Raw genomic sequence first — 16,373 nt, forward strand, 5'->3', positions numbered from 1 at the left:
ATGCATATTCATATCCTTGGTATCTGCGGCACGTTCATGGGGTCTCTGGCGGTGCTCGCCAAAGAGTTGGGGCACCGGGTCACGGGCTCCGACGCCAATGTCTATCCACCGATGAGCACCCAGCTCCAGGCGCAGGGCATCGAGCTGACCCAAGGCTATGATCCCGTGCAACTGATTCCCGCGCCGGACCTGGTAGTGGTCGGCAACGCGCTGTCGCGTGGCAACCCTGCGGTTGAATATGTGCTCAACACCGGTTTGCCGTATGTGTCTGGCCCGCAGTGGCTGGCGGACCATGTGCTGCAAGGCCGCTGGGTGCTGGCCGTGGCCGGCACGCACGGCAAGACCACCACCAGCAGCATGCTGGCCTGGGTGCTGGAACACGCGGGCATGAGCCCCGGCTTCCTGATCGGCGGCATCCCGCAGAACTTCGCCGTGTCGGCGCGTCTGGGCGAGACCCCGTTCTTTGTGGTCGAGGCCGATGAGTACGACAGCGCGTTTTTCGACAAACGCTCCAAGTTCGTTCACTACCGCCCACGGACAGCGATCCTCAACAATCTTGAGTTCGATCATGCCGACATCTTCCCCGATCTGCCGGCCATCGAACGCCAGTTTCACCATCTGTTGCGTACTATCCCGAGCGAAGGCCTGGTGATCCATCCGACTACCGAGCCGGCGTTGTCGCGGGTCATCGAGATGGGCTGCTGGACGCCGGTACAGACCACAGGCCAGAACGGTCAGTGGCAGGCACGACTGTTGAGCGAAGACGGCTCGCGCTTTGAAGTGCTGTTCGAAGGCGAGCTTCAAGGCACCGTCGACTGGGACATGACCGGTCAGCACAACGTAGCAAACGCCCTGGCGACGCTGGCAGCCGCTCGCCATGTTGGCGTGGTGCCGCTGCTGGGTGTGCAGGCGCTCAGTGCATTCAAGAGCGTCAAACGGCGTATGGAAAAGGTGGCCGACGTGCGCGGCATCACGATTTATGATGACTTCGCTCATCACCCCACGGCCATCGCCACCACGCTGGACGGCCTGCGCAAAAAGGTCGGTGATGCGTCGATCATTGCAGTCATCGAGCCGCGCTCCAACTCGATGAAGCTTGGCGCGCATCGCGAAGGCCTGCGGGAAAGCGTGAGTCAGGCGGATCAGGTGGTCTGGTATGCGCCCCCCAATCTGGGCTGGGACCTGGCGGCAACAGTCGCGGGAGGCACTGTGCCGGCGTTGGTCTGTGATTCCCTCGAGGCAATCATCGCCCAGGTCAAAAGCCAGGCGCAGCCCGGCACGCACATTGTGATCATGAGCAACGGCGGCTTTGGCGGTCTGCATGGCAAACTGGCGGAGGCGTTGCAATGAGCGGCCCGGAGCGCGTCACCGTCGCCATGACCGGTGCATCAGGCGCGCAATATGGCCTGCGCCTGCTGGATTGTCTGGTGCGTGAGGACCGGGAAGTACATTTCCTGATCTCCAAGGCGGCGCAACTGGTGATGGCCACCGAGACCGACGTGCGCCTGCCGCCCAAGGCGATGATGATGCAGGCGTTTCTGACGGAGTACACCGGTGCGTCTGCCGGGCAGATTCGCGTCTATGGACGCGATGACTGGATGTCGCCAGTGGCTTCCGGCTCGGGTGCGCCCAGCGCGATGGTGGTGGTGCCGTGTTCCACCGGTTCGCTGTCGGCGATTGCCACCGGGGCTTGCAACAATCTGATCGAGCGCGCCGCTGACGTCACGCTGAAAGAGCGGCGCCAGTTGATTCTGGTGCCGCGCGAAGCGCCGTATTCCAGCATTCATCTGGAACACATGCTCAAGCTGTCGAACATGGGCGCAGTGATTCTGCCTGCGTCTCCCGGCTTTTATCACCAGCCGCAGACCATCGACGACCTGGTGGACTTTATCGTCGCGCGGATCCTCAACCTGCTGAATATTCCTCAGGACATGTTGCCGCGCTGGGGCGAGCACCATATTGGCGGCGATGAATAAGCTGCTGCTGGTAGCGCTTGCGCTGGCGCTGACCGGATGCGCAACGGCACGCACGCTCAATGCGGCCAAACCTGGTGCGCCGGTGGTGTATGCCGGTACGCGGTTGAATATGTACGCGCTGCAGGGTGGTTGCTGTGCCTCCGACCGATTCGGCGCAGACGCTCCCAGCTACCCGGGCCTGGACCTGCCTGGCAGTGCGCTGCTCGACACCCTGCTGCTGCCACTGTCATTGCTGACCGCGGCGGGACTGGGGGTTCAGGCTACAGGCGGGCTTTAGGGGGGCGGAGCGACACCTGGGCTATCGGGTAAGGCTCCCTTGGGTGACGCAGAGCGTCACGGACTGCATTCCCACGCGGAGCGCGGGAACGATCAGCGCTGGGCCCCGGCGATCATCACCTACTTGCCCAGCTTGCGCAGCTCATCCGATTCGACGATCCGTTCGCCGTTCTGCTCTTCCAGCGCCAGCCGCCACAGGGCGCGGGCCAGTTGGCAGGCTTCGATGGCGCCGTATTTGCCGGGGATCAGTTTGGCGATAGGTGCCGCCAGTTGCTCGACCCAGCGGGTTTCAGGACGGCTGCCCACCAGCAGGGAAGGGCGGGCGATGGTCAGTTGCGGCCAGCCTTGCGCGCGAAGCGCCTGTTCCATTTCGCCTTTGACACGGTTGTAAAAGGTACTGGACGCCGGGTCTGCGCCGACTGCGCTGATCACCAGCAAGTGGCGAGCACCGAGTTCGCGGGCGCGGCTGGCGAACGCCGTGACCATGTCCAGATCGACGGCCTTGAAGGCTTCCTGTGAACCGGCCTGTTTGATCGTGGTGCCCAGGCAACAGAATGCGATGTCCACCCGGCCGGACAGCGTTGGCAGCAAGGTCGCCAGCTCGCCGATCGGGTTTTCCAGGTGCGAGTGCTCGGCCAGCGGCTTGCGGGTCGGTGCCAACACGCGGCTGACGGTCGGCTCGCTGAGCAGCCGGTCCAGCAAATGCTCGCCTGTAAGGCCTGTGGCTCCTGCGAGCAGGATGTGTTGCGGCGTCAGGTACATGTGGCTTCTCCCTTAATACACATAAGCCTAGCGGCTAGTCGAAGTCTTCGCTTCCGTGCGGTTCAACGCCGTACTCAACGCGCGTTCGGCCTGGCTCTTGCGCAACTGCTGCCAGCGCGCCAGGACTCCTTTGGGTGCCCATATCTGCGGTTCGGAGGCTTCGAAGTTGTCTTCGGTCTCACGTTGCGCAACATAGGCCTTCGCTTCGTTGAAAGCGTGTTGCAGGTCATCGGTTTCGACCAATGCCCTGGCAAATAGTGCATCGCCAAAATAAGTGAAGTCCGCTTCTTCCGAGCAGCCGAACGAGACACGGTCGGCGCGCGAGGCGGTCATGATCAGCGTGCGCTCATCTTTCAGGTCGGGAATGAACCCGCCCGAATAACAGGCTGAAATCACCACGACCTTGTCACGGTTCTTCAATGGCGCGAGGGCTGCTGCCAGGGCGTCGGCGGGCAGGTCTGCCAGCGACAGGCGCGGCTGGTCGAGCACCAGTTCATGATCCTGAGTGCCGTGGCTGGTCAGGTAAATGAACACCAGATCTTCCGGGCCGGTGCGCTGGGCGAGTGTCTGCACTGCGCGGGTGATGGTTTCACGCGTCGCCATCGGCCGGTCGTCCATGTGATCGCGATGATTGACCAGGCTGACCTGTCCGACGGCCCCGAAACGCGACTTGAGTAGATTGCTCACGTAGTCCGCCTCGCGCATGAACACGCTCTGCTTGCCGTCGCCACCTACCACGAGCGTGTACAGCTCGGTAGCGGGTGTCGACGCCGGCACGGCTGCCAGTGCCTTGTCCAGCAGCGAACCCTGGACCAGCAGCCCTGCTTCAAGTGGGTCCGGCAGCAATTTGCCTTTGGCATCACGGATCCGCTGACCATTGGCCCAGATGCCGCGCTGCTCCTTGCCATCGGCGGAAATCAGCACACCGTCGCCCTGGTAAGTGTCATCGGCAAACTGGCCGATGTAACGGCTGCCATCGGCCAGCAGCAACTGGCCCTGACCCATGAAGCGCCAGTTGTCGAAATCACCCTGATAGCGGCTGCCGTCAGAGCCGATCAACTCGCCTTTGCCGGTCAGCGCGCCTTCCTTGAATTCACCGCTCCAGACGTCGCCGTCACTGTTTTCGTAGCGACCCTTGCCATCCAGCTGGCTGTTGTGGAAATTACCGACGTATTGATCGCCGTCAGCGCTGGTGAAGCTGCCGGTGCCCTGCAATTGTCCGTCGATGAAATTGCCGCTGTACTGGTTGCCGCTGGCGTCGCTGCGCGAACCCTCGCCATTGGCCTTGCCATTGGCGAACATGCCCTGATGCTGGCTGCCGTCTTCCAGCTCCAGGCGACCGGGCCCGTCGTACACGCCGGCCTTGAACTGGCCACGGTAAAGCACGCCCTTGTCTTTCTGGGTGCCTTCGCCGTCGCGCATGCCAAGCTTGAAGTTGCCGACATAACTCGCGCCAGCGCGGGTGGTCAGGCGGCCCTGGCCATTGAACAGACCTTGCTCGAAGCCACCCTTGTAGACGTCGCCGGTGCTGGAGTGCCATTCGCCCTGACCTTGACGCAGGCCGTTTTCGAACTGACCTGCGTACCAACTGCCGTTGGGGTAATCGATGCGGCCCTGGCCCTGTAGAACGCCATTGACCAGATCGCCCCGGTAGCGTCCGCCGTCGGGCAGGCGGCCGTCTGGCGGCAAAATTGATTCGCCATCACCGCAACCTGCGATCAAGAGTGTCAAAGCCAATGGAGCGAGCGCGCGCATGTGAGATCCCGGAAGAATGATTCAGGGGCGAGCCCGGCTCCGCTTGAGCAGATGTTAGGGGGCACGACCGCAGGGGAGTATGCCGCAGCGGGTCAGCGGGATGAAACAGTCTGTTACGACTGTTTCATGTTTTAAACGCCTTATACGAAACACAGCGTTAAAGGCTCGGCCACAAAAGCGGGTTTTTCCTGACCTTCTATCTCCAGTGTGGCCATTGCCTTGAGCAACCACTGACCGGGTTTTTTCTCGCTTACGCCGGTCAATTGGACCTTGAGGCGCACCCGCGAGTTGACCGTCACCGGTTGAACGAAGCGCACACTGTCCATCCCGTAATTGACCGCCATCTTCAAGCCTTCGGGCAGTACCATGATGCCCTCCATGAGCTTGGGGATCAGCGACAAAGACAGGAAGCCGTGTGCGATAGTCGTGCCGAACGGGGTCTGCGCTGCTTTGACCGGGTCGACATGGATGAACTGGAAATCCCCTGTGGCGTCGGCGAACAGGTTGATACGCTGCTGATCGATGGTCAGCCAGTCTGAATAGACTGCGTCCTTGCCGATGTATTGTTTGAGCTCTTCGACGGGTACAAAAGGCATGCCGCTCTCCTTGTCTGATGAGGGGGTATGGAGCTGCCACTGCCCGCATCCGCTGATGCCTGCGGGCGAATGACCAGATCAGCAGAGGGCGGTTGCCCGGTCAAGCAACTGCGGCAATGCGAATACCCACTCATGACCTCTGGCGCAGCGTGTTTATAATGACGCCGATCGTTCGCCGGGTTCGTTTATCTGCTGGAGTCCTCATGCTGTTAAGGGGTTTGACATGGCTGGTGCTGTTCCAATTGCTGGGGACCGCGCTCAACCATCTTTTTCTGTCGATTTTGCCGGGGCCGATCATCGGCCTCGTGCTGTTAATGGGCTATCTGATGTGGCGCGGTGAAGTCAGCGAGCCGATCAGCACTGCTGCCAGCAGTCTGTTGCGCTATCTGCCGTTGCTGCTGGTGCCGCCTGCGGTCGGGGTGATGGTTTACGCGTCGGCGATTGCCGAGGACTTCTGGGCGATCTTCGGCACGCTGACCCTGTCGCTGATGATTTCCGTGACCTTCGTCGGCTGGCTGATGCAGACCCTGATCAAGCGTCAGGCTCAGCGCCGGGAGTTGCCATGAGTCTTGACTGGCACGGTGCATGGCTATCGGTGATTCATCACCCGCTTTTCGGCATCGCGATCACCCTGGGCGCCTATCAACTGGCGATGGCTGCTTACGAAAGAACCCGCTGGCTGTTTCTGCAGCCCGTGCTGGTCTCGATGGTGGTGGTGATCGGGGTCGTGCTGTTCTGCGACCTTGAGTACACCGAGTACCGCAAAAGCACCGAGATTCTGGGCACGCTGCTGGGTCCTGCAACCGTCGCGCTGGCGGTCCCGCTCTATCTGAATATGCGACGGATCCGCCAGTTGTTCTGGCCGGTCTTGACTACGCTGGTAGTCGGCGGGGTGTTTGCCACCGGCCTGTGCGTGGGCTTCGGGGTGCTGTTCGGTGCCGACCACATGATTCTGATGACCATGGCACCGAAGTCGGTGACATCGCCCATTGCCATGCTGGTCGCCGAGCAGATCGGCGGGGTTGCCGCCCTGGCGGCGGTTTTTGTGTTGATTACTGGCGTATTCGGTGCCATTTTCGGCCCCGGTCTGCTGTCGCTGATCGGGGTGGATAATCCTGCTGCCCGAGGCATGGCGCTGGGGCTCACTGCACATGCGGTAGGCACATCCGTGGCATTGCAGGAGGGCGAGGAATCGGGGGCTTTTGCTGCGTTGGCAATGAGTCTGATGGGCGTTGCGACGGCGTTGTTCCTGCCGCTGGCAATGTCGCTGGCCATTTAAAAGGAGGCTTTTCTATGACGCTGCCATTGTTTCCACTGAACGCTGTGCTGTTTCCGGGGTGCGTGCTTGATCTGCAGCTGTTCGAAGCCCGTTACCTGGACATGATCGGCCGCTGCATGAAGCAGGGGGAAGGGTTCGGTGTGGTGTGTATCACCGAGGGAAGTGAAATCGGCCCAGTGCCGGGCGGCTACTCGCTGATCGGCTGCGAAGCGCTGGTTACCGATTTTCAGCAGCAGGAGAACGGCTTGCTGGGCATTCGGGTCGTCGGCGGGCGTCGCTTCCGCGTCGTTGCCGCTGAGGTTCAGCGCGATCAACTGTTGGTGGCTGAGGTTGAATGGCTGGAAGAGCCCGTGGAGCGCCCGTTGCAGGAGGAAGATGCTGACCTCGTGGCCCTGCTCGAAGCGCTGGCCGAGCATCCGATGGTGGCTTCCTTGAACATGGGCATGTCTGCCGGTGGGCAATACGCGTTGTCCAACCAGCTTGCCTACCTGCTGCCGTTCACCGAAAAAGACAAAGTGGAACTGCTGGAAATCGACGATCCCGAAGAGCGTCTCGACGCGATTCAGGAATTGCTCGATGAAATGCAGGGCGATCTGCAGGCCTGAACCCGGATCGCGCTGTTCATTGCGCAGGGCAGCAAAGTGTCTGGATCGCCATGCCGACGCAGCGCATCGGCACGTCAGTTGCGGTTAGCGCGGTGGATACTGCTCCAGAATTTTCGCCACCGTGGTGCGCATGGCCTGATCGCGTTCGGACGGGCTGCCGGCATTGTCGTTGAGAATGCGCTCGGTGCTTCCACGCCAGACCAGTTTGCCGTCCTTGCCGTCGAACATATCGATCTGCACGGTGCCGACCTTGTAGTCGACGCTGCGGGTTTCGGTGTTCATCGGCCCGTTCCAGTAGCCATAACCACCCCAGGGGTTCCAGCCCCCGCCATAGTTGGTGCTGACCGTCTGCTGACGGTTTTCGACAATCAGCCAGGCCTGCACTTTCAAATCCGGCCGGGCCCCGGCTGTTGCCATGCGCAGACCACGCTGGTCCAGCTGTTCGCCGACCGACTGGCGAAGGCGCTGCTCGGTCAGGTCGCTCTTGAGCCGCGGATCATTGTCAGGCTGATACTGAACGGCGGGCTCCTTCCAGCTCCAGCTGCGATAGCCGCCGAAATCCCGCTGGGCATCGAAGTCGCGATTGATCGAGTTGCTCTGACAGGCCGTCAGCAGCACGGCACAGGTCAGCAGAACGATACGGCGAAACATGGCAGTTCTCCGAAAGGGTTACGAAGGCGGGTAGGCCGCCAGAGCCTGTTGCACGGCCTGGCGCAACGCACTGCTGCGGTCGGCCAGATTATTGCTGGCGCGCGCATCGGCGCTGGCGCTCCATACCGGCTGGTTGCTGCGCGCGTCGATCAGGTTGATCTGCACCACCATGACCTTTTCCTGATAGGTGCGTACCACCGGCACGCTGGCGTAGCCGCCGTAACCGGGCCGGTAACCATCGTAGCGGCCATAGCCCATGCCGCCCCCATAGTAGGGATCGTAATCTTCACGCACCTGACGCAGCCGGGTTTCCTGGCGGGTCGTGGCAGTGACGTACAAGTCTGCCGGCTGATTGCCGCGAGCCGGTCGCAAACCACGCTGGTCCAGACCGTTGCTCACGGCTTCGACCACCTGCGCCGAATCCACCCACGCCGTACCGGGCGGCAGCTGGCCGTTGAGCCAGCCCCAGGACCGATAACGCCCATAGTCCCGCGGCGGCGCAGGGTAGGCGCTCATGTCCAGCGTCCTTGCCGCCTGCGCAGGAGCGGGCGGCATGGGCAGAGAGCTGGCGACATACGGGTTGTCGCTCTGGCAGGCGCTGATCCCGAACAGACTGGTCCCCAGCAGCACGGCAAACAAGGCAGAACGGTGTTTCATGGTGGGCTCCGCAGTGATGTCAGACCGGACGGCACATCCAGTGAAGGTATCGACCCAGCCCGGCAAAGGCTGGATGACGTCGATGCGCCAGTTCCATTTCCAGCAGATCCGTCAGCTCGGCCCGAGCCTGGAATTCAACCGGCATGTAATCGTGAAATACCCGCACCCCGCTACGGGTTTCGACTTGCCACAGGCCTTCAAGTTGCGTCGCCAGTTCCCGGGGGTCGAGCGGTTGCTGAGGCGTCAGGCTCTGTTTTTCCCCGGCCATGTCATTCTTGCGCATCTTGCGGAAATGGCCCTTCAACAGGTTGCGATAGATCAACGCATCGCGGTTGTAAAACGCCAGTGACAACCAGCCATCGTCCCTGGTCAACTGGCGTAGCACCGGGAGGATGGTATGCGGCTCGGCCAGCCACTCCAGCACCGCGTGGCACAGCACCAGATCATAAGTGTCGCTCAGTAACTCCGGCAGCGCCTGCCACGGAGCCTGAATGAAGGTTGCCGTCTGTCCGGCATCGGCGAAGCGCTGACGTGCGCCTTCGAGCATCGGCTCGGCGGGTTCGGCCAGGGTTACCTGATGACCCTGTTCGGCCAGCCACAGTGACATGTGTCCCAGCCCGGCGCCGATATCCAGTACACGAAGCGGTCGTGCGGGCAGGGTCTCGGTCAGGTCGGCCTGCAGCACCGCCAGACGAATGGCTCCCTTGGCACCGCCATAGATCTTTTCCGCAAAGCGGGTCGCCAACTGGTCGAAATGCCGATCACTCACTTGGCAAATCTCCGCTCGCTGTCAGCCAGCTTGTTACGCACCACCGTGTCCATGTCCAGCCCCAGTTCGCTGCACAGCAGCAACAGGTAGAGGACGATGTCGCCGACTTCCTGGCCGGCGTGCTCCAACTGTTCGGCAGGCAGCTCGCGGGACTGGTCTTCGCGCAGCCATTGGAATATTTCCACCAGCTCGGCCATCTCCACACTGGCAGCCATGGCCAGGTTTTTCGGGCTGTGAAATGGCTTCCAGTCATTCTGGTCGCGGATGCGGTGCAGGCGTTGGGTCAACTCGTCGAGGTTCATCGTGTTCTCCTGAAGACGCATAGCTTCAGGGGGAACGGTTCGCCAGGCAAGTGGGCGTTGAGGTTTGTTCAGCCGTTGATGGGAGCAATGCTCCCGTCAGAGGTGTTCATCCGGCTGTGCGTCACTCGCTGACAGGCTGCCAGCTACCGACCATATGCACGATGCCCTCCTGGCCTTCGACACGGAACTGGCCATGCGAGCCGGCGGCACTGGTCGACAGCGTCACGTCGGCAGGCAGGCGTACAGGCTTCTGGAACTGCACGCTGATCTCGACATTCGAGGCCGGCAAATGCTCGCCCAGCGCCGCGAGCGCACGGGCCTTGAGCCACATCCCGTGGGCGATGGCGCGTGGAAAACCGAACAGCCTGGCGCTGGGGGCGCTGAGGTGAATCGGGTTGTAGTCGCCCGACACCTTGGCGTATTCGCGGCCTATCTGCGCCGTTGCCCGCCAGCCTTGCAGCTCGCTGAGCGGTAGCGGCGCGGCTTCGGGATAGCTCACAGGGCTGTCTTCCAGGTGCACAGCGGTGCACAGCATGGTGCTTTCTTCTTCCCACAACAGCCCCATGCCGTCTTCGGCCTGAGTGACCAGAGTGAACGTCGCGCCCTTGGCGTGCGGGCGCAGATCAGTGGCCTGTACGCTGATGTACAACTGGCTCACACCGCCCAGTGGACGATGCGTGCGGGTGCGATTGGCGAGGTGAATCAACCCCAGCAGCGGGAATGGAAAGTCCTCGGAGGTCATCAATTGCATTTGCAGCGGAAACGCCAGCACATGCGGGTAGGTCGGAGGCAGCAGGCTGCTTTCTTCGAAGCCGCAGACCTTGCGGTATGCCTCGAGCTTATCGGTATCGACCGCGATCCAGCTGCGCAAGCCCAGATCGGGTAGCTGCATACCGGTGACCTTGCGCCTGAGCGCAGCCTGGATGAACAGGTTGGACAGGGGCTGCAGGGAATTGAGGTAGCGCCAGTGAGCCGTCATCATCCATCTCCTTGAATTCGATGCGGGTGCTTAAGCCCCGATCACGTTTTGACCACATACACGTAGAACCTGACCGCTCACCGCGCCGCTGCCCGGTTGGCTGAACCACGCCACTGCTTCGGCAACGTCCTGTGGCGAGCCACCCTGACCCAGCGAACTCATGCGCCGCCCGGCTTCACGCAGGGTGAACGGCATGTGCGCGGTCATTTTCGTTTCGATGAAGCCCGGCGCGACGGCGTTGATGCTGATGCCGCGTGACTTGAGTCCGGGGGCCATGGCCCGTGCAAAACCGATCAGACCGGCCTTGCTGGTGGTGTAGTTGGTTTGCCCGCGATTACCGGCGATACCGCTGATCGAGGCCATGAGCACGATGCGGGCGTTGTCCTTCAAGGCTCCCGCGTCGAGCAGCACTTGAGTCAGCACTTGCGGCGCATTGAGGTTGACCGCCAGTACCGAGTCCCAGAAATCTTCCGGCATGTTGACCAGCGTCTTGTCGCGCGTGATGCCGGCGTTGTGCACCAGTATGTCGACGCCATCGGGCAGGTGTTCGAGCAACTGTGCCGGAGCATCCGCCGAGCAGATATCCAGCGCCAGAGCCTGACCGCCAAGCCGCGAGGCCAGTGCCTCCAGCTCGTTTTTGGTCTGCGGTACATCCAGCAGAATGACCTGCGCACCATCACGTGTCAGGGTTTCGGCTATAGACGCGCCAATGCCGCGTGCAGCGCCCGTTACCACTGCCTTGCGCCCGGCCAGCGGGCGAGTCCAGTCCTGCACCTTGCTCGTGCAGGCACTCAGGTGGACGAACTGGCCGGAGATGAACGCAGCCTTGGGCGTGAGGAAAAAGCGCAGGGCGCCCTCCAGTTGATCCTGCGCGTCGTCATCCACTTGCAGCAGTTTGACCGTGGCGCCGTTGCGCACTTCCTTGGCCAGTGAGCGGCTGAAACCTTCGATGGCCTGTTGAGTGCTGGCGGCCAGCGGATCAGCGAGTGTCTCGGGGGATTTACCGAGAATGACCACATGTGCGCAGTGATCGAGATTGCGCAGCAGCGGCTGAAAGAAGTCCCGCAACTGCCTGAGCTGCTCGGTGCGCAGGATCTGGCTGGCGTCGAACACGACTGCTTTCAGGCGCGGCCCCTGGTTGGACACCCACGTCGTGGCACCGGGCATCTCACTGCCGAAACTGTACAGCGAGTCGGTCAGGCGGCTGGCGAACTGGCGGACCTGATCCCCCAGCGGCCCGGCGCTGATCAGCAGCGTCCCTTCGACGGGCCGCAGACGTCCGGCCTGCCAGCGCTCCAGGTGAGTGGGGGCGGGCAGACCGGCGGCCTTCACCAGGCGCCGACCCATGTCGGAGTTGGCGAAATCAATGTAGCGATCTGACGGCATGGAACACTCTCCTGAAGTCGGGGTTCAAAGGAATGGACCACGGTGGCATGACGTTTGTTCTTGCGATCGGCACGGCTCATTCATTCGCTTGAAGAAAGGGAGTTTTCCATGACGCATCCTCGTCGGGTCGCCATCGTCGGCGGTAACCGCATTCCGTTCGCGCGCTCCAATGGCCCTTACGCCACGGCCAGCAATCAGGACATGCTCACGGCTGCTCTGGAAGGGCTGATCGAGCGCTTCAATCTGCACGGGCTGCGCATGGGCGAGGTGGTGACGGGCGCGGTGCTCAAGCACTCCAGAGACTTCAACCTGACCCGCGAATGCGTGCTCGGCTCGCGGCTCTCGGCACAGACCCCGGCCTACGACATTCAGCAAGCCTGCGGTACGGGGCTGGAAGCGGCGTTGCTGGTGGCCAACAAGATCGCTCTGGGGCAGATCGAGTGCGGCATTGCCGGCGGCGTTGACACCACGTCCGATGCACCGATCGGCGTCAACGAGGGGCTGCGCAAAATCCTGCTGCAGGTAAACCGCAGCAAGACGCCCGGTGACAAGCTCAAGGCCCTGATGCAGCTGCGTCCACACCACCTCAAACCGGAGCTGCCGCGTAACGGCGAGCCACGTACACGCTTGTCGATGGGTCAACATTGCGAGCTGATGGCGCAGACCTGGGGCATAGAGCGCGGGCCGCAGGATCAACTGGCGCTCGAGAGCCATCTGAAAATGGCGGCAGCCTACGCCGAGGGCTGGCAGGATGATCTGATGACGCCGTATCTGGGGCTGATCCGTGACAACAACCTGCGTCCGGACCTGACGCTTGAAAAACTGGCCAGCCTCAAGCCCGCGTTCGAGCGCAGCGCCAAGGGCACCTTGTCGGCGGGCAATTCGACACCGCTGACCGATGGCGCATCGGTGGTGTTGCTGGCCAGCGAGGAATGGGCTCGCGAGCGGGACCTGCCGGTGCTGGCCTATTGGCGCGATGGCGAAGCTGCGGCGGTGGACTTCGTCAACGGAGCAGAAGGGCTGCTGATGGCACCGGTCTACGCCGTTCCGCGTCTGCTGGCCCGCAATGGCCTGACCCTTCAGGACTTCGATTACTACGAAATTCACGAAGCCTTCGCCGCGCAGGTGCTGTGCACCCTCAAGGCCTGGGAAGACGCCGATTACTGCAAGACCCGTCTGGGGCTGGATGCGCCGTTGGGGTCTATTGATCGCAGCAAACTGAACGTCAAGGGCAGCTCACTGGCTGCCGGCCACCCGTTCGCCGCAACCGGAGGCCGCATCGTCGCCAACCTGGCCAAGCTGCTGGATGCGGCAGGCAGCGGACGTGGACTGATCTCGATCTGTGCCGCAGGCGGCCAGGGCGTGACGGCAATTCTGGAGCGTTAGGCAAATGGCTGGGGTCATGGGCATAATCCACAACTGAACTACGCAGAGCACTGGCACGATAAGTGTTCTTCCGGGCACCTATCGTTCCTCACGCTCCAGCGTGGGAATGCATGCCGTGACGCTCCGCGTCGCATCCGTGCGCGGGATGATCAATCAGCATTGTTGGCCTGTAACGTTGAGGTAAGGCATGGGGTTCATCATTGGGGTATCGGTACTTCTGATTCTGATCGGCACCGTGCTCTATCTGTTCGACAAAGGCGCGCGGACTCGCTGGCTGAGGCCCTATATCGGGCTGATGCTGATCGGCTTGCTGATCGGCGGGATGGGCTTGCTGGTGGGGCTGGTCTCCGATGAAACGGAGGTTTACTTCCTGCTGGTGGCCAAATGGGTCATCGCGGTGACCGGTATCATGTTCTGCCTGCGACTGATCGTACTGATCGCCAAGCGCTTCATCGCCAGAAATTGAGCGTGTAAACCGCCCATGTGTGACAGGACAACGTGGAAAATCACTTCAAATTTCTGACCCTGCCCAAGACATCGGGCGAGGTCGCCAACGTCTTCATTCACGGCTATTCGTCAGGGCATGATCTGGATGACCGACGCCTGTTGGCCAACAGCATCCCCGGTGCATTGCGCCAGAGTGTGAACATTCTGGCGTTCTGGCCATCCAGCCATTTCACCCAGATGGACAACCGTTCCCGTGGTCTGCTCATGGCTGCTGCCCGTGTGCACCCGCTCGCGGGCGCGGCGGCGTTGGCGGGGGACCGGGTCGTTCACTTCGCGCGCATCCGCAACCGTGCCCGCGACATGGGCAAGGTGCTGTTTGCACAGCTGGATCGCTACCTGTTCGAGCATCATCCCGACGTCAGGCGGGTCAATCTGATCGGTCATTCACTGGGCGGCCGGCTGCTGGTCAGCGCGCTCAAGGACCTGCAGCAGACACCCGAGCACGGGCTGGTGGTGGGCGATGTATTGCTGATGGCCGCTGCCGTGCGTATCGATGCCGCCGAGGCCGAGCTGCTCAAGCAGAGAATCAGCGGACGGCTGATCAATGCGTATTCCACGGAAGATCATGTGCTCTTGCTGAACCTGGGCGAGAAGAGCCTGGGACGCACGCCGGTCGAGCACTTCGAGAACGTGCGCATGCAGGGTTATCGCCATCACCATTACTGGCAGCGCTTGCAGGAAGTGCTGATTGCGACCCGCTTCAGTGGCTGTGAAGGGCTGGAAACCGGCGTTGCGGTGCTACCGACAATGACCCGCGACCCGGTTTTGCAGGACGTCTGGTTGCACAGCGTTCTGGCCCGTTCGCCGGACTACGTGCTGGAGGCGGCCATCAAGCACTTGCGCAGCAGTCGCTGGACGCGCCTCAAGGCCACTGAAGCGGACCGTACGTACGCATTCGTGCGTGAATTCCAGCTGGTCGCCGGGCATTTTCTGATCAATGCCGCCCGGCGTCGCGGCGTGCCCTATACGCGAGTGCTGGGCATGCTGGCGCGGCAATACGGTCTGGGCGACGCGCTGCACCAATGTGCGACGGTGGTTGAAGTGGAAGAGCTGCTGCTCAGAACGTTCTTTCGCCATGCTTTCAACAGCGCGCACCCGCTGGTGCAGATGCCGCGCGCCAGTGTCCGCGCGATGAGCTGGGATATCTATGCCGCGCATGTCGATGCACTGGCCGAGCGCCTGACCGTGGCAGCGTTTTTCAAGACCGCGCAGCCCGACGAGGCGCCTGGCGCGGTCAAGGGCTTGCTGGGTGCAATTCGCCAAGCCCCGGTGCAACGCTTGCTGACGCACTTTGGCACTGCGCTGCGGCCGGGTTATTCCGCACTGATCCCTACCGTGGCCATCGTCTTCTATGCGCGCGTCACACTGGATGATGACGCGCTGATGTAAGCCGCATTCACGCGGCGCGAGCCTCTTCCAGCGCGGCGGCCGAAAGCTCTTGGCGATGGCGACTGGCGTAGCTCTCGGCGATGATCGAGCACACGATCAACTGCATCGGGTGGTAGATCATGATCGGCAACAGAATCAGGCCAAGCCCCGGGTTGCTGCCGAAAATCAGTGCAGCCATCGGCGCGCCCGCGGCGAGGGATTTCTTGGTGGCGCAGAACACCGCCGCGACCTTGTCGGCATGATCGAACTTGAGCGCCCGCGCCGTGCGGGTGGTCATCAACAGGATCACCGCCAGCAGCAGCGCGGTGCCGACGAACGCCGTCAGGATCACGCTGTTGCCCTGGCTTTGCCACATGCCGGAGATCATCGAGTTGCAGAACGCCGCGTACACCAGCAGCAGAATCACCAGCTTGTCGATCAGGTTGGTGTACTTCTTGTGACGGGCGAAAAACTTGCCCAGCAACGGCCGCATTAGCTGGCCAAGCACCAGTGGCAGCAGGAGCATGGCGCACAGGTCGAGCAGCGTATCGCCCAGATCGATTCCGCCAGCACCGGTGCCGACCACCAGGCTAACCAGCCACGGGGTGATGAAAATCCCGATGACGCTGGACATGCTGGCGTTGAGAATCGCTGCCGGGACATTGCCGCCTGCGCTGCCGGTCAGTGCCACCGAAGACGAAATGGTCGAGGGCAGGGCGCACAGGTAGAGAAAACCCAGCATCAGCAGCGCCGGCACATACGAGCCCAGCAGCTTTTGGCACGCCAGCCAGATCAGCGGGAACACCACGAAGGTGAAGACCTGGATCATCACGTGCAGGCGCCAGTTGGTCAGGCCTTTCTTGATCTGCTCGCTGGACAGGTTTACCCCATGCAGAAAGAACACCACGAACACGCCGACCTTGATGACGTATTCAGCGTGCATGCTGCCGCCGGTAGCGCCGAAACGCGGGAAGAAGTAGGCGAGCACCGTCGCCAGAACCATGCCCCAGAGGAACCAGTCGGTAGCGACGCGTTTGAAGTGTTTGAGTGATTGCATGCGGGGTCCGTAGAACGTTTGTACACAGAGATGCGTGCAGGCTACTCTGTTGCGCCATAGCC

Annotated in this window: 19 protein-coding genes; 9 read left to right on the forward strand and 10 right to left on the reverse strand. The window is 61.9% G+C overall.

Translation table 11 applies throughout. The features are described from left to right. The 3 genes from mpl to BLR16_RS15205 are packed head-to-tail and all read left to right on the forward strand — an operon-like array spanning position 1 to position 2,253. Positions 1 to 1,350, forward strand: coding sequence for a UDP-N-acetylmuramate:L-alanyl-gamma-D-glutamyl-meso-diaminopimelate ligase (mpl, locus tag BLR16_RS15195; protein ID WP_003414574.1), 1,350 nt, complete (start codon positions 1 to 3; stop codon positions 1,348 to 1,350). Further along, positions 1,347 to 1,976: a flavin prenyltransferase UbiX gene (gene ubiX / locus BLR16_RS15200; protein ID WP_003366410.1), complete on the forward strand. Its 630-nt coding sequence runs from the start codon at positions 1,347 to 1,349 to the stop codon at positions 1,974 to 1,976. The genes mpl and ubiX overlap by 4 nt, the downstream gene beginning before the upstream one ends. After that, the gene (locus tag BLR16_RS15205) at positions 1,969 to 2,253 is read left to right on the forward strand and encodes a YceK/YidQ family lipoprotein (RefSeq protein WP_074806852.1); all 285 of its coding nucleotides are present in this window, start codon (positions 1,969 to 1,971) and stop codon (positions 2,251 to 2,253) included. The genes ubiX and BLR16_RS15205 overlap by 8 nt, the downstream gene beginning before the upstream one ends. Before the next feature lie 119 nt (positions 2,254 to 2,372). Here BLR16_RS15205 and BLR16_RS15210 read toward each other — a convergent pair whose 3' ends face one another. The 3 genes from BLR16_RS15210 to BLR16_RS15220 form a co-directional block, all read right to left on the reverse strand. Further along, positions 2,373 to 3,014: an NAD(P)H-binding protein gene (locus BLR16_RS15210; protein WP_003431871.1), complete on the reverse strand. Its 642-nt coding sequence runs from the start codon at positions 3,012 to 3,014 to the stop codon at positions 2,373 to 2,375. Between the two features lie 27 nt (positions 3,015 to 3,041). Continuing rightward, complete coding sequence (locus BLR16_RS15215; RefSeq protein WP_003366418.1) at positions 3,042 to 4,769, reverse strand: C13 family peptidase; 1,728 nt, start codon at positions 4,767 to 4,769, stop codon at positions 3,042 to 3,044. Positions 4,770 to 4,909: 140 nt separating this feature from the next. After that, the gene (locus tag BLR16_RS15220; protein WP_003366420.1) at positions 4,910 to 5,365 is read right to left on the reverse strand and encodes a MaoC family dehydratase; all 456 of its coding nucleotides are present in this window, start codon (positions 5,363 to 5,365) and stop codon (positions 4,910 to 4,912) included. A gap of 203 nt (positions 5,366 to 5,568) precedes the next feature. Here BLR16_RS15220 and BLR16_RS15225 point away from each other — a divergent pair, with 203 nt between their 5' ends. Genes BLR16_RS15225 through BLR16_RS15235 form a run of 3 tightly spaced genes read left to right on the forward strand, consistent with a single transcriptional unit; the run spans position 5,569 to position 7,249 of the window. After that, positions 5,569 to 5,931 (forward strand): CidA/LrgA family protein, encoded by a 363-nt coding sequence (locus tag BLR16_RS15225; RefSeq protein WP_003431869.1) that lies wholly within the window; start codon positions 5,569 to 5,571, stop codon positions 5,929 to 5,931. Further along, on the forward strand, positions 5,928 to 6,644 hold the full coding sequence (locus tag BLR16_RS15230) for an LrgB family protein (RefSeq protein WP_003431868.1): 717 nt from the start codon (positions 5,928 to 5,930) through the stop codon (positions 6,642 to 6,644). Before BLR16_RS15225 ends, BLR16_RS15230 begins: the two co-directional genes overlap by 4 nt. A gap of 14 nt (positions 6,645 to 6,658) precedes the next feature. Continuing rightward, complete coding sequence (locus tag BLR16_RS15235; protein ID WP_003431867.1) at positions 6,659 to 7,249, forward strand: LON peptidase substrate-binding domain-containing protein; 591 nt, start codon at positions 6,659 to 6,661, stop codon at positions 7,247 to 7,249. A gap of 84 nt (positions 7,250 to 7,333) precedes the next feature. Here the strand turns inward: BLR16_RS15235 and BLR16_RS15240 are convergent, their stop codons facing one another. The 6 genes from BLR16_RS15240 to BLR16_RS15265 form a co-directional block, all read right to left on the reverse strand. Then, complete coding sequence (locus tag BLR16_RS15240; protein ID WP_072364973.1) at positions 7,334 to 7,900, reverse strand: DUF4136 domain-containing protein; 567 nt, start codon at positions 7,898 to 7,900, stop codon at positions 7,334 to 7,336. Positions 7,901 to 7,918: 18 nt separating this feature from the next. After that, on the reverse strand, positions 7,919 to 8,557 hold the full coding sequence (locus BLR16_RS15245) for a DUF4136 domain-containing protein (RefSeq protein WP_002555543.1): 639 nt from the start codon (positions 8,555 to 8,557) through the stop codon (positions 7,919 to 7,921). Between the two features lie 19 nt (positions 8,558 to 8,576). Beyond that, positions 8,577 to 9,326 carry a methyltransferase domain-containing protein gene (locus tag BLR16_RS15250; RefSeq protein WP_003431865.1) on the reverse strand — a complete coding sequence of 250 codons (750 nt, stop codon included), beginning with the start codon at positions 9,324 to 9,326 and terminating at the stop codon, positions 8,577 to 8,579. Further along, on the reverse strand, positions 9,323 to 9,628 hold the full coding sequence (locus tag BLR16_RS15255) for a MazG-like family protein (protein WP_003366436.1): 306 nt from the start codon (positions 9,626 to 9,628) through the stop codon (positions 9,323 to 9,325). Before BLR16_RS15255 ends, BLR16_RS15250 begins: the two co-directional genes overlap by 4 nt. A 121-nt stretch (positions 9,629 to 9,749) precedes the next feature. After that, positions 9,750 to 10,607 (reverse strand): MaoC family dehydratase, encoded by an 858-nt coding sequence (locus tag BLR16_RS15260; RefSeq protein ID WP_058397703.1) that lies wholly within the window; start codon positions 10,605 to 10,607, stop codon positions 9,750 to 9,752. Between the two features lie 30 nt (positions 10,608 to 10,637). After that, the gene (locus BLR16_RS15265; protein WP_003431863.1) at positions 10,638 to 11,993 is read right to left on the reverse strand and encodes a 3-oxoacyl-ACP reductase; all 1,356 of its coding nucleotides are present in this window, start codon (positions 11,991 to 11,993) and stop codon (positions 10,638 to 10,640) included. Positions 11,994 to 12,101: 108 nt separating this feature from the next. Between BLR16_RS15265 and BLR16_RS15270 the strand changes: the two genes are divergently transcribed. The 3 genes from BLR16_RS15270 (at position 12,102) to BLR16_RS15280 (ending at position 15,275) form a co-directional block, all read left to right on the forward strand. Beyond that, positions 12,102 to 13,379 (forward strand): acetyl-CoA C-acetyltransferase, encoded by a 1,278-nt coding sequence (locus tag BLR16_RS15270; RefSeq protein WP_044310530.1) that lies wholly within the window; start codon positions 12,102 to 12,104, stop codon positions 13,377 to 13,379. 187 nt (positions 13,380 to 13,566) lie between these two features. Further along, on the forward strand, positions 13,567 to 13,845 hold the full coding sequence (locus BLR16_RS15275) for a hypothetical protein (RefSeq protein WP_003431860.1): 279 nt from the start codon (positions 13,567 to 13,569) through the stop codon (positions 13,843 to 13,845). A gap of 32 nt (positions 13,846 to 13,877) precedes the next feature. Beyond that, complete coding sequence (locus BLR16_RS15280; RefSeq protein WP_044310529.1) at positions 13,878 to 15,275, forward strand: DUF726 domain-containing protein; 1,398 nt, start codon at positions 13,878 to 13,880, stop codon at positions 15,273 to 15,275. Positions 15,276 to 15,282: 7 nt separating this feature from the next. On the opposite strand, the gene BLR16_RS15285 is transcribed toward BLR16_RS15280, so the two are convergent. Next, positions 15,283 to 16,311, reverse strand: a complete 1,029-nt coding sequence (locus tag BLR16_RS15285; protein WP_054081324.1) for a bile acid:sodium symporter family protein — start codon at positions 16,309 to 16,311, stop codon at positions 15,283 to 15,285. Positions 16,312 to 16,373 lie beyond the last annotated feature (62 nt).

Origin of the sequence: Pseudomonas sp. BS3767 (genome assembly GCF_900099665.1) — a bacterium.
Classification (GTDB): domain Bacteria; phylum Pseudomonadota; class Gammaproteobacteria; order Pseudomonadales; family Pseudomonadaceae; genus Aquipseudomonas; species Aquipseudomonas cerasi.